General features: G+C 49.8%; 9 protein-coding genes. 4 read left to right on the top strand and 5 right to left on the bottom strand.

Annotated features, from left to right (window positions below; genetic code table 11):
- The first annotated feature begins 28 nt into the window (after positions 1-28).
- Both RGU75_RS03550 and RGU75_RS03545 read left to right on the top strand, forming a co-directional pair.
- Positions 29-2,524: a CheR family methyltransferase gene (locus RGU75_RS03550; RefSeq protein ID WP_322233072.1), complete on the top strand. Its 2,496-nt coding sequence runs from the start codon at positions 29-31 to the stop codon at positions 2,522-2,524.
- Positions 2,521-4,755 (top strand): putative bifunctional diguanylate cyclase/phosphodiesterase, encoded by a 2,235-nt coding sequence (locus RGU75_RS03545; RefSeq protein WP_322233070.1) that lies wholly within the window; start codon positions 2,521-2,523, stop codon positions 4,753-4,755. Before RGU75_RS03550 ends, RGU75_RS03545 begins: the two co-directional genes overlap by 4 nt.
- 156 nt (positions 4,756-4,911) lie before the next feature.
- On the opposite strand, the gene RGU75_RS03540 is transcribed toward RGU75_RS03545, so the two are convergent.
- Complete coding sequence (locus RGU75_RS03540) at positions 4,912-6,045, bottom strand: sigma-54-dependent Fis family transcriptional regulator (RefSeq protein WP_322233068.1); 1,134 nt, start codon at positions 6,043-6,045, stop codon at positions 4,912-4,914.
- A gap of 249 nt (positions 6,046-6,294) precedes the next feature.
- On the opposite strand from RGU75_RS03540, the gene RGU75_RS03535 reads away from it, so the two are divergent.
- The gene (locus RGU75_RS03535) at positions 6,295-7,197 is read left to right on the top strand and encodes a LysR family transcriptional regulator (protein ID WP_322233066.1); all 903 of its coding nucleotides are present in this window, start codon (positions 6,295-6,297) and stop codon (positions 7,195-7,197) included.
- A gap of 112 nt (positions 7,198-7,309) precedes the next feature.
- Here RGU75_RS03535 and RGU75_RS03530 read toward each other — a convergent pair whose 3' ends face one another.
- The 4 genes from RGU75_RS03530 to RGU75_RS03515 all read right to left on the bottom strand — a co-directional run bounded on the left by RGU75_RS03530 (position 7,310) and on the right by RGU75_RS03515 (position 12,000).
- Positions 7,310-8,107 (bottom strand): glucose 1-dehydrogenase, encoded by a 798-nt coding sequence (locus RGU75_RS03530; protein ID WP_322233064.1) that lies wholly within the window; start codon positions 8,105-8,107, stop codon positions 7,310-7,312.
- A 101-nt stretch (positions 8,108-8,208) separates the two neighbouring features.
- Positions 8,209-8,982 carry an SDR family NAD(P)-dependent oxidoreductase gene (locus tag RGU75_RS03525; protein WP_322233062.1) on the bottom strand — a complete coding sequence of 258 codons (774 nt, stop codon included), beginning with the start codon at positions 8,980-8,982 and terminating at the stop codon, positions 8,209-8,211.
- An 88-nt stretch (positions 8,983-9,070) separates the two neighbouring features.
- Positions 9,071-10,957 (bottom strand): TRAP transporter large permease subunit, encoded by a 1,887-nt coding sequence (locus RGU75_RS03520; RefSeq protein WP_416186779.1) that lies wholly within the window; start codon positions 10,955-10,957, stop codon positions 9,071-9,073.
- Complete coding sequence (locus tag RGU75_RS03515) at positions 10,957-12,000, bottom strand: TRAP transporter substrate-binding protein (protein WP_322233060.1); 1,044 nt, start codon at positions 11,998-12,000, stop codon at positions 10,957-10,959. The genes RGU75_RS03520 and RGU75_RS03515 overlap by 1 nt, the downstream gene beginning before the upstream one ends.
- Positions 12,001-12,558: 558 nt before the next feature.
- Here RGU75_RS03515 and RGU75_RS03510 point away from each other — a divergent pair.
- The gene (locus tag RGU75_RS03510; protein ID WP_322233058.1) at positions 12,559-13,749 is read left to right on the top strand and encodes an acetyl-CoA acetyltransferase; all 1,191 of its coding nucleotides are present in this window, start codon (positions 12,559-12,561) and stop codon (positions 13,747-13,749) included.
- Positions 13,750-13,828 lie beyond the last annotated feature (79 nt).

The following is a 13,828-nucleotide window of genomic DNA, read 5'->3' as shown; positions in this document are numbered from 1 at the left end:
TCAGGGATCAAGGGCGATTGGTGTTGTTTTGTCAGGTACCGGCACGGACGGTACTGTTGGCTTGAGTGCCATCCTTGCGGCGGGTGGAACCTCTATTGTCCAAGATCCGACTACCGCTAAATACGACGGCATGCCTCGCAGTGCGATCAACGCCGGGTGCGCCCGTTTTACATTCCCTGCAGATCAAATGGCGGCATATTTGTTAGATAACACTCTAAAGCCAATGCCATCGAAAGAACATTTACCGAGTGTGAAGGATACGTCTGGTAGCGTCGCCAAGATATTGCAGTTATTAAAAAGCGGCGCAGGACACGACTTTTCGCTTTATAAAACAAATACCATTTGTCGTCGTATTGAACGACGCATGTCGACTCATAACATTCGCGATATGGAAATGTACGCGCGATATCTCAGTGAGCATCCGGCCGAGGTGCAAATCTTATTTAAGGAATTGTTGATTAACGTCACACGTTTTTTTCGTGATCCAGAGACTTTTGTCATTTTGAAGCAGGATATTCTTGCAGCGCTCTTAGCCGATATATCGGATCAATATGTACTGCGGGTGTGGGTGGCAGGTTGCGCCACCGGCGAGGAAGCTTATTCGATTGCCATCATTCTGCGTGAATTGATGAATGAGTGCGGACGAGAGTGCAAAGTGCAGTTGTATAGTACTGATCTCGATGATGAAGCAATTGCTATCGCCCGTGCCGGATTTTACGTATCGGGCATCAGCGAGGACGTCACGCCAGAGCGGCTTCATCGATTTTTCATCAAAGAAGATACTGGCTATCGTGTAAAAAAAGAAATCCGCGAGATGATCGTGTTTGCGGTCCATAACATTTTGAAAGACCCACTTTTCACCAAACTGGATTTACTCAGTTGTCGCAACGTAATGATCTATCTTGAGCCGGAATTGCAAAACCGTCTGATTCCTTCTTTTCATTACGCGCTTAAGCAAAACGGAACACTGCTATTATCGCCTTCTGAAGGCGTAGGTTCGCATACAGACCTGTTTGCCCCCATTAATCGGAAATGGAAATTATTCCGGTCTGTACCGTCCTCCACGCCGACACGACTTGTGCATGCGCGGGACTTATCATGGACAGCGGAAATACGTAAGAAAGTCCCCGAGGAAGTTATCAAAAAAACTAACGCAAATAGCTTCGCCGAGATCACAAAACGCGCGTTAATTCGCGCCTTTGCGCCTGCCTCAGTCATCACCGATTTGAAGGGTGACATTTTATATGTGCATGGCGATACTGGCAAATACCTGCGTCCAGCTCCCGGGCAGGCCACGCTGAATGTCATCGAGATGGCGCGTGAAGGATTGCAATCGGAGCTTCGTGTTGCCATTTATGCTGGCGCTAACCTCGGGACCTCGACACTGGATCAGGAAGTCACTCTCAAAACGGATGACGCTACTCAAATAGTGAGCATTAGTGTCAGACCGCAATCTGAGCCAGACACGAAAAAGGGATTATTGCTAATCAGTTTTAGGGAAGTGGCACAACCACCGGCAGGAGTTCCCGCTGCGGACGCACATCCCGCCAGTTCTGAGGAGTTGCGTCAGATTGAAGAGTTGCAACGCGAGCTAGCTTATATTAAAGAGAGTCTCCATTCGACCATCGAGGAACAGCAGAATTTTAACGAGGAACTCAAATGCGTTAATGAGGAGATGCAATCGACTAACGAAGAACTGCAATCGACTAATGAGGAGTTGGAGACATCTAAAGAAGAGCTGCAATCGGTCAATGAAGAACTGGTGACCGTCAACGCAGAATTAGAGGCCAAGATAGAACAATTGGCCGATATGCAAAATGACATGAAAAATTTGCTGGAAAATATTCACGTCGGCACGATTTTCCTTGATCAAAATATGCATGTGCGCAGGTTCACCCGGGATGCTGTGCGGATTTATCGGTTGGCACAGTCAGATATGGGGCGTGCCCTGGGCGACATTAAATCGGACCTCACTGGCGACGACCTGTTAAGCGAGGCCAAAGAAGTTCTGGAAACGTTGATTCCGCTTGAGCGCGAAGTCAGCACCGCCAACGGCGACTGGTATTTGGCCCGCATTCAGCCTTATCGCACTCTCGACAATGTGATTGATGGTGTCGTCCTGACCTTTACCGACATTACTGAACACATCAAAGCGATTGAGGCACGCGAGGCCCAGCATCTGGCCGAGGGCATTATCAATACTGTGCGTGAGCCATTACTGGTACTGGATAGTTCCTTCAGAGTGATATCTGCGAGCCAGTCGTTCTATCGGGAGTTTAAGGTTCAACCGCAAGATACAGTGGGTAATTTGATTTACGATTTAGGTAGCCGTCAATGGGATATTCTGGCACTGCGCCAGTTGCTGGAAAGTGTCCGACAACACAATGAGACTTTTGAAGACTACCCGGTAGAGCAGGACTTTCCGATTATTGGTCGCCGCAAAATGCTGCTCAATGCGCGTCGTATTGTCAGTAAAACCGGCGAATCGAATTTGATATTACTTGCTCTGGCGGCGGTCACATGAACGATAAGTCCAACAACGCAGATCGGCAACGATCAGAGGCTGAAACTAAACTCGCCCATTCGACGGTGACAACGGTATCGGAGTTCGCAAACCGCTCCACGGACGAAATTCTGCACGAACTACGCGTGCATCAGGTCGAGCTGGAGATGCAGAACGAAGAGTTGCGGCGGACGCAAATTATTCTGGAAGAGACCCGTGATCGCTACGTCGACCTCTACGATTTTGCGCCGGTCGGTTACCTCACGTTGACTTCCGAGGGTTTGATTATTGAGGTCAATCTTACCGCCGCAACGTTGTTGGGGATAGATCGGTCGAAATTACTACAGCGTCGTTTTGCACGTTTTGTCACGGTGGAAGATAAAGATCGCTGGCATCGATATTTCATTGGCGTATTGCGACAGACGCAACAGCAGCAATGTGAACTAACGATGTTGAGTAACGCTGGCTTGCCATTTGAAGTGCAGCTCGATTCTTTGCGTATAGACGCTGATGGGCCGATGAATCCGACACAGGTAGTGCGGGTGACTCTTACGGACATCCACGTCCGCAAACAGGCAGAAGCCAAGCTGCATTTGATCGCTAAGGTTTTTGAGCAGAGCGGCGAAGCCATCATGGTGACGGATGTCAACCGTGCGATCATCATGGTCAACCACGCGTTTACGACGATCACCGGTTATAGCGAAGCCGAGACGATCGGCAAGAATCAAAACATGTTGCAAACCGACCATCACGGTCAGGATTTTTATCAAAAAGTGTGGACCACCGTCGATATGGAAGGGCATTGGCAGGGCGAGATGTCATGCCGTCGTAACGATGGCCGTCTATATATGGGATGGTTTTTGATAAGTCGTGTGCTTGATGCAGACAGCAATCCCTCTAACTATATCGTGATTTTCAGTGATATTACTGAGCACAAAGAAGCGCAAGCGCATATCCATCGGATGGCGCATTTCGATGCTCTCACCGGATTACCGAACCGTGCGCTATTAAAAAACCGTATTCTCCACGATCTCGCTATCGCACAGCGCAACCAGAGTGCGCTGACACTGATGTTCCTTGATCTGGATCATTTTAAAAATGTGAACGATTCGCTCGGGCACCAAGTAGGTGACCAGTTATTGGTCGCATGGTCGAATCGCCTGATCCAGGCGGTGCGCGGACAAGACACCATTTCGCGACTCGGTGGCGATGAATTTATTCTGGTATTTCCGGATACAGATGCAATAGGTGCGGCGCATTTGGTTGAAAAGATACTTGAGTTGGCGAAGAAACCTTATCAGATTGAGCAATATGAGTTGGTGGTGACGCCATCCATCGGCATTGCCATATTTCCTGGTGACGGCACTGATTTTGAAACGCTGTCTCGCAGCGCCGACGTGGCGATGTATCGTGCCAAACAAGCAGGGCGAAACGGGTATCGTTTTTTTACGTCCGAAATGCAGGCCAATTCGGCGCGAGTCATGGTCATCGAAAATGCTCTTCGTCACGCACTGGAGCAAAAACAATTTCAGCTGCATTATCAACCCCAGATACGATTAAGCGACGGCGGTATGGTTGGTGCAGAAGTCTTGCTACGTTGGGAACATCCTGAACTCGGACACCTGGAACCCTCTGATTTCATCCCGATTGCAGAGGATAGCGGTCAAATTTTGCAAATTGGCGAATGGGTGTTACGCCAGGCAATTCGGCAATGCAAAGCGTGGCTCGACAAAGGATTGCCGCGGACACGGATAGCGGTCAACCTTTCTGCCGTGCAGTTTCGTGATCCACGTTTGCCTGAGTTGGTGATGCAGATATTGACGGAAGAAGATTTACCTTCGCATTATCTGGAACTGGAGTTGACCGAAAGTGCGGCCATGGATAATCCTCATGAAGCCATCATCATTATCGACAGACTGTTGGCACATGGCATTCGGTTATCTATCGATGACTTCGGAACGGGCTATTCATCCCTCAGTTATTTACGCCGATTTAAGATTTGCAAGCTAAAGATAGACCAATCTTTCGTGCGGGATATTAGTGAAAGCACGGAAAATCGCGCCATTATTACTGCCATTATTGGTATCGCCAAGAGTCTCGGGTTGGGGACCATCGCCGAGGGCGTGGAAACTGAGGAGCAAATGACGTTTTTGCGAACAAAAGGTTGCGACGAGGTGCAAGGATTTTATATAGGCCTACCACTTCCACCGGATCAGTTTGAGCAGAATTTTGAACTTAAAAAAATACGCTAAGTAAATAATATATTAGCGCTTTTCGGTGTAACCAGATTTTGTCGAAACAGGAGTTAGTTCGGTTTAAGCCATTAAACAGCTTTGGCTTAAACCTCTGCTGTACTTCACGGTACGGTGCGTAATCTACGATTTAACTACGATTTAACTACGCCGCAACTAGGTTGCATAAGCGGGCATGGCCTGATCACGCACATGGGGAATTTCTAGTTCGCGTAACTTTCGATATAGCGACGCACGGCACATTCCCAATTGTCTTGATGCTGCAGAAATATTCCAGCGACTACCAACTAAAGCATCGATCACCCGCGAGCGCTCGTCTCTAAGCGGAACGTTAAACGTGCGCGATGGAGATAATCGGCTTGGTGGGAAAGCCTGATGGACGGTATTCGAGTGATTAACTGAATGACTGACCGGCAGATCCTGAAGCTGCATTAAATCCTCGGGAAGATCGCTTGCTTCGATCCGATTGTTGCTCATCACCGCGCAGCAATAGCGGACCACCGCGTGCATTTGCCGTAGATTGCCGGGCCACGAATAGGCCATCATTTGTTGCAGAGCTACTGGTGACATAATCCGTTCAGCCTTGCAACTCAGATAGCCAGAAGAGTTGATTGGGCTCATTTGATCGATTTGATCGAGAGATAATTCATCAGCTATCATTTGCATGATTAATTGTTTTTTATCTGCACGTGCGCGCAGTGTTGGCAAGCGCAACACGCCACCCGCAATGCGATAATACAAATCTTCGCGGAAGCGGCCTTGCGCAATTAACGTTTTTAAATCCTGATGCGTTGCACAAATCAAGTGGATATCGACGCTGACAGGATGCGCCGCACCCAGTGGAATGACTTCGTGTTCCGACAGCACTCTCAACAATCGGGTTTGTAGAGAAAACGGCATGTCGCCGATTTCATCCAAAAATAATGTGCCGCCATCGGCTTGTTGGACTTTGCCCTTCATGCCACCGGGCAAAGCACCAGAAAATGCGCCTTTGCAGTAGCCAAATAATTCACTCTCAGCCAGACTTTCCGGGATTGATGCGCAATTGACGGCAATCAGGTTGCCTTTGCGCCGCGCACTATATGCGTGAAGTGCGCGTGACAGATATTCCTTACCGGTTCCGGTTTCACCCAAAATTAAAATGGGAATACCTTTATCGATCAGTAATTTACCGCGCATGATCAATTCTTGCATCTGGGGATCGCCACCACATAGTTCATCCAATGAGCGATACGAAGTGGTTTTTGAAAGGCCGGTATTGCTAGATACGGTGACCGTTTGTGTCGGCATGCTTGTCTCCTAGTTCTACATTGTGAACTGATTTTTATGAGTGGCATTGTCTGGCTTGTGACCTGAGACGCCTTTAGAACTATTCAATATTCACAACGCTGGTGAATATTGAAACTTTTTCAGAGTGTGCACTAACATCTGAATCAAACTGATTTGGTGAAGCTGCACTCGCTGTGCCTAAGAATAGCTAGCTTGATTGATTACTTCCAATACAATATAGTCACCCCATTAATACCTTGAAGGTATCAGATGATCGAATTTCGCCATTTGACTTATTTCAGAACGGTCGCGGAAACCCTGCATTTTGGACGTGCGGCTGGATTGTTGCATATCTCGCAACCGCCATTAACACGACAAATTGCGGCCTTAGAGCGTGAATTAGGCGTGTTGCTGTTTGACCGTAGCAAGCGCAATGTGCAACTGACAAAGGCAGGGCACAATTTTTACAAAGACACGGCGGAGATATTTAGTGCGTTGGAGCGTGCAAAACGGAATGCCGTCTCTACCAGTGCAGGCAAAATCGGTCGGTTAATGGTCGGCTTTATGATGTCGTCGGCGTATAACATCTTGCCATCGGTAACGCGCCATTATTCGGTGACCTATCCTGACGTCGATATGCAACTGATCGAATACGTGCCTAATTTGCTGGTCGGCGATATCAAGGAAAGCAAAGTTGACGTCGGTATTATGTACCGGCCTGAAGACTGCACCGGTCTTGATAGTCGCACTATTTTTAGCGAGCCATTGGTCCTGGTACTACCAAAACATCATCGGTTGGCAAGTCATGAAACGATCTCGCCGAACGATCTGGCAAGTGAATCTTTTATTAGCATTCCGCGCACGATTGCGCCAGTCGTCTATGACATGATAGTCAGCTATTGCCAGGCTAACGGCTTTCACCCACGCATCAAATTAGCCGCCAATTTGCAGCAAACCATTGTCAATTTAGTCGGCGAAGGGTTGGGTGTGGCGATGGTCCCGCGCTCAATGCAAGCCATGCATCTGGAAACAACGGTGTTCAGGCAGATGACGGACGCGCCGGTGGTTGAGGTGGCTGTGATCTGGAACAAAGAAAATCGGAATCCGTGCGCCCGCACATTTGTCGAAACCGCAGAGGAAGCGTGGAAGAGTTTTAGACAAACATCGGATTAACTATGTCACTCGGACACCATTAAGTAGATCAAAGAAGAGGCCTTAACAAGCGCTGTATCGGCATTCTTTTCTGATCGATTGGCGTGTAAATATGAGGAAAAATATAGCTGGTTCAAATACACTTGAGCGTCAGTCCACCATCCACAATTAAATCTACGCCGGTAATATACCGCGCTGCATCCGACGCCAAAAACAAAGCCGCGTGTGCAACATCCCAGGCATCGCCCATAAATCCCATCGGACATTGCTCGTGACGCTTGCGACGCATTTCTTCGATATCGCCGCCATACGATGCTTTGAGTGGCTCGCGTATCATCGGTGTATCCATCAGGCCGGGTAAAATACAATTCGCCCGAATTCCGGAGGATGCGTATTGTATAGCGATGTTTTTGGTCACCGCCAGCATGGCTGCCTTGGTCGCGCTGTACGCAACATAAGGAAAGCCGATCCAACGCAATGCAGCGACTGAGGAAATATTAATGATGACACCTTTCTTCTGGCGCTCCATCACCGGCAACACATATTTGCACGTCAGAAACACGCTGCTTTGATTGACTGCTACCAGACGATCCCAGCTTTCTTCGCTCGTTTCAACCGGACCGCCAACTTCGGCAATCCCGACATTGTTATGCAATACATCAATCCGATCGAAATGGTCGAGCGCCGCTTGTATCATCGCTTGAACATCGTCGCTTTTCGAAACGTCGGCGGAAATAGCCTCACACACGCCGCCTTCCGCGCGGATCAAATCGCGGGTTTCTTCTGCCGCTTGCAAGTGGCGATCCACCGCAAGAATCGTTGCGCCTTCGCGTGCATATAAAGCAGCAGCGGCCTTGCCATTACCCCAGCCAGGCCCAACCGAACCGGCACCCGTGACGATGACAATCTTATTTTCCATAGTGCGCAACATAAATTATTCCTTGTAAGTAGGACTTAGGCAAAACCACTCCAGCGGCGTTGTGCTTTCCTGGCCGGTCAATAGATAGGCAAATAGATATTCAATATTCCAAATTAGATACTGAGTACGCCAGCGGCAATAAAGCCACCATCAACCGGCACAACATGACCGCTGATGTAGGCGGCATCGGCTCCGGCCAAAAACGCCACAGCGGCGGCGATTTCATCGGGTGTTCCGTAGCGTTTCATCGGAATACCGTTGGTAAAACTGAGGCGTGTTTCAGCAGAATGCAAAGTCTGCGTCATTGCCGTATCGATCGGGCCGGGCGCAACGCTATTGACCGTTATGCCGTGTTCTGCCAACTCGATTGCCATCTGGCGCGTCAAGCCGATGACCGCAGCTTTTGACGTGCCGTAAGCAGTGCGTCCAGCGCTGGCCCGTAAGCCCGAGACAGACGATATATTCACAATGCGACCCCATTTGTGTCGCAGCATCAGACGTGCCGCATGCTGACCGCATAGCAACACGCTGGTGAGATTGGTGGTGACGGTTTTTTGCCAGGCATCCAGTGGCAAGTCCAGAAATGCATAGGTTTTTGCGATGCCAGCGTTATTGATCAGCACGTCGCAGCGACCATAATCCAGCGCGATAGCGGCGAATACTTGTGCGATCGTTTCAGGATTGCTGACGTCCATGCAAATTGGCGTAGCTGAGCCGCCCGAGTCGTTTATTTTGTTTGCCGTTACGGTGGCTGCGTCGAGGTTGATGTCGGCGACCAATACGTGCAATCCATCTGCCGCCAGACGTGCCGAAATGGCAGCACCGATACCCATGGCTCCGCCCGTCACCAGCGCCACCCGAGGTGCGCGGTTATCATGTTGGGACATTTTATCTCCGTTAGGTTGGCGGTCTGTTTAGCTAGTTAGCTATCTCTTGCAGACCGCCGGTTTTGAAGTCGAATGGTTTTTAGGTCGATTATTTATCGAGGAATCCGATTGAAATCCAAGGAATAGCAACGACGATCAGCAATGCTATAACCAGCGCAGCGAGATATCCCCAGACCCGATTGAACACTTTATCCGGCGATACTTTGCCGATGGCGCATGCTGCATAGAAACCGACTCCGAACGGCGGTGCGAACAAGCCAATTCCCATTGACAGGATTACCACCATGGCATAGTGCACGTCGTGCACGCCTAATGAACGCGCCACTGGAAATAGTAACGGGCCAAACAATACAATCGCTGGAATTCCTTCCAATATGCTGCCCAGCACGATGAAGATAACCACTGAAATCAGCAAGAAACCGATACCACCGCCTGGAACACCTTGCATCAGCGTCACCAGCTTGGCCGAGAAACCGGATTGTGTCAGTGCCCACGCCATTGATGTCGCCATACCGATGATCAGCAGAATCGCGCCTGACAAGGTTGCGGCTTCAACCAGCATTGGATAAATACGTTTGAAGTCGAGGTGACGCATAAACAGATGCATTACCAGTCCTACCACGATGGTATAAGCCACGCCGATAGTCGCCACTTCGGTCGCTGTCGCGACACCTTCGATGACTGCCACGCGGATCAGTATCGGGAGTGCCAGAGCGGGTATGGCGATGATCAGTGTTTTACCAATGACTGCAAATGAAGCACGTTTGATGTTGGTGATCGGCTCCCGACGGGCCCGAAGCCAGCAGACTGACCCAATAGCGATAGTCGCAATTACCGCTGGCATCAAGCCACCGATGAACAATGACGTAATGGATACGCTACACACCGCACCGATCGTGATCAGCACCAGACTTGGCGGAATCGTTTCGGTCATGGCACCGCTTCCTGACAATAGCGCCACCAATTCCTCCGGCTTGGCGCCGCGTTTCTTCATCTCAGGGAACAGAGCCGGTGCAATGGCCGCCATATCGGCTGCTTTAGAGCCGGATATACCCGATACCAGAAACATCGCGCCAAGGAGGACGTATTGCAAGCCGCCGCGTACGTGTCCAAGCAACGCGGCCATGAAATCGATCAGCGTACGCGCCAGACCGCTGATTTCCAGCAGTGCGCCGAGCAAAACAAATAACGGTACCGAGAGTAAAATCAGACTGGACATACCTTCGTCCATGCGGCTCACCACGATCATCATTGGCGCATTCGTGGCTAACGCCAGATAAGCCATGGTGGCAGTACCGAATGCAAACGCAATTGGAATACCGCCAGCCACGCACGCACCAATCAGCACGACGAAAAATATGATCAGATTGTAGTTGCCCATGGCGAGCAGCAATGGTTTGCCTAGCCACAAAGCCAGAGCGATAACGCCCACCACACCGATTGCTGAGGTGACTTGTTTAAAGGTCGCATGGCTAGCCATACGGGCAACCGCAGCCAGCAACATCAAAATGGCACCGACTGGCAAAGCCGCCGCACGCAGGCCGTCCGGAATTTCCAGAGCGGGCGTGGTGATCGCCATTTGGTCGGTCGCATGGGTGACGGCCGGGTGAATGATCATCAGAACAAAGATGCAGACAATCAGCGCTGCCACAGTCTCGAACCAGATGCGCCATTTTTCGGAAAGTTTATTAACAATCGCCGTTAGCCGCATATGTTCACCACGGTCAAGCGCCAGCACCGCACCCAGCATCGATAGCCAGATGAATAGTGTTGAGGCCAGTTCGTCCGACCAGATCAGCGGATCGTGCAACGCATAGCGATAGGTCACGCCGATCAGCAATATCAACGTCTCAACAATCACCAGCGTTGCCGCCACCGCAGCGACAACGTGCATCACGCCGCGGTTGACCGTCGCCAGAAGCCGCGCCAGAAAATGGCTTTGCACTGGTGTGGTATAGGTCGTAGCGGCGTCCATCAGGCCAATTTTCCGGTGTATTTCTCAAGGATGGCCCAAGCCTCATCCCCAAATTTTTTGTGCCATTGCTCGTAAAATCCAGCACTACGTAGCTTGGTGCGAAAAGCGTCGTTGTTGGTATCGTTGAATTGCAGGCCTTTGGTTTTCATTTCGGCGACTAGTGAATCGTTAAGTGCCTTGGTGTCAACGCGTTGCTTCAGACCGGCTTCGTTGATATTACGCGTGACGATATCCTGAAGATCCTTCGGCAGCTTTTCGAAAGAGGTTTTATTCGCCAGACACCAAAAACCATCCCACATATGATTCGTCATCGAACAATATTTCTGCACTTCGTACAGTTTGGCAGTCGAGATGATCGCTAGTGGATTTTCCTGGCCTTCGACGATTTTTGTTTGCAGCGCTGAATAGACTTCGGCAAAGTTAATGCTGGTTGGCGCAGCATCAAATGCGCGGAACATTGAGGTCCAGAGTGGACTTGGTGGAACGCGTAATTTCATACCTTTCAAGTCTTCCGGCTTATTAATCGGGCGACTGCTGTTGGTGATTTGGCGATAGCCGTTATCCCAAATTTTGTCGAACGCGAACAGTGTCGATTTCGCCGAAATCTGTTTGCGCACGTGGGCGCCAAGATCGCCATCCATCGCTGCCCACACTTGGTTGTAATCTTTAAATGCAAAACCAATTCCGCTGATTTGTGCATCCGAGACTAGTGTTCCAAGAATCAACGGTGAAAGCAAAAAGTAATCAATAGCGCCAGCACGAATTTGCGACAGCATGTCGGTATCAGTACCGAGCTGGCTATTTGGATAGACTTGCATATCAATGCGACCTTTTGAGTCGGTCGCAATTTTTGCCGCCATTTCTTTTGCCCGCACATTCATCGGATGTGTGACTGGCAGATTATTGGCGAATTTTAAGGTGAACTCGGCAGCGGCAAAAGCTTGTGTCGAAACCATACTTAAGCCACTGGCGGCGATTGCCGATGTGGCAGAAATTGTTTTCAAAAAATTGCGGCGTGAAATGATACCAACGCGATTACCCATCTGTTTGTCTCCTGGATTTTAGTTATATAAAAAATGATCTCTGGAACCTGGTAGCTACGCTGCGTAAGATTGGATAGAGCAATTTAAGTGCCAAGGCCCAGTTTTGCTATCGGCGGTTATTCCGATTGGCTATATTGTCGTGCTTCTCTTCCTCCTCGTCTCTTGCTCTGGCAGCTATCCTCAGCCCAGTGCTGATATTCTCGTCTAAAAATGCAATTTCGACAAAGGATGTCAGGTGTTTATTTTGTGCGACACCTGTCGCATAAAATAAACACCTGTCGTTACTGCGGTGCAGCAAAATTCTTTATCTCACGCTGCACGCCAGTTGCTATGCAATCGCCGCCCCAAAAATCGGTCCATACGCCACGCCGCTGCGCAAAAGGATAATATTGACGCCATACGCTTTCATTCGCTTCTACTTCATTTTTCGCCTTGATCTACATTGAGAATGACCATTTGATAGTTCTTGGCGACAGTTACCTATAGTTGCCGTTCGTGTCATAACCTTGGCATTATTTTTGCATAGCATTATTCTGAAAACTCTTTTTAGGAATCCAAATGACGACTTCCTCTCCATCGACTTCCGCCCCATGCATTACCGGCTGGAACCATTCTAAGTTTGGTAAACTTGATGCCCTCGATCCTGAAATATTGATTGCCGAAGTAGCGCAGGCGGCGATAGCGCACGCGGGTCTGACACCGGCCGATATCAGTTCTATTCACATCGGCACCTTTAATGGCGGCTTTCTGCAGCAGGATTTTCCTTCTTCACTCATTTTTAATAGCATTCCGGAAATGCGATTCACGCCAGCAGTCCGGGTCGAAAACGCTTGCGCCACCGGCTCAGCAGCAATTCATTCAGGATTACAGGCAATTTTATCCGGTCAGTCGCGCCATGCGCTAGTCATTGGCTACGAAAAAATGAGCGAACTGGCTACAGCGGCAGTTGGCGATGTCTTGCTCAAATGTTCCTACGTTAAAGAAGAAGCGGCCATTGCTGGCGGTTTCGCAGGTGTGTTCGGCAATATTGCCCAAGCCTATTTTGATCGTTACGGCGATCAGTCGGATGCTTTGGCAGCAATCGCAGCAAAGAACCATAAAAATGGCGCGGCCAATCCTTATGCGCATATGCGCAAAGATCTGGGCTTTGACTTTTGCCGTCATGTATCTGAAAAGAATCCATTCGTCGCCGGCCCGCTGAAACGTACCGATTGTTCCTTGATTTCAGACGGTGCAGTGGCAATGATCATCAGCGCCGCTGATGTCGCTAAAAGTATGCCGCGTGCGGTGCAGTTTCGCTCGGCAGTGCACGTCAATGATTTTCTGCCGCTCAGTCGGCGTGACCCAACGTCCTTCGAGGGCGGCAGTCTGGCGTGGAAGAGGGCGCTGGCGCAGGCAAAGTTGACGCTTACAGATCTGTCGCTAGTAGAAACCCACGACTGCTTTACTATCGCGGAATTGCTGGAATATGAAGCAATGGGTTTGGCTGAGCCAGGACGAGGCGCGCACGCGATTCTCGACGGCGTCACCACCAAAGAAGGCCGTTTACCGATTAATCCTTCTGGCGGACTGAAATCGAAAGGTCATCCAATTGGCGCCACCGGTGTTTCAATGCATGTCATGGCAGCGATGCAGGCTTGCCACGATGCGGGCGAAATGCAAATAGCGGATGCCAGATATGTCGGCGTATTCAATATGGGCGGTGCCGCAGTAGCAAATTATGTCAGCATTTTAGAGCGCGTCAGGTAGGTACCTCGAAAAACCTGCTGCCCAAACAGGTACCTCAAAAAACCTGCTGCGCAAACCAATCTCGCATTTCCGATGCTCA

The organism is Glaciimonas sp. CA11.2 (genome assembly GCF_034314045.1).
In the GTDB taxonomy this organism is placed as follows: Bacteria; Pseudomonadota; Gammaproteobacteria; order Burkholderiales; family Burkholderiaceae_D; genus Glaciimonas.
This window is presented reverse-complemented; position numbering and strand designations above follow the sequence as displayed.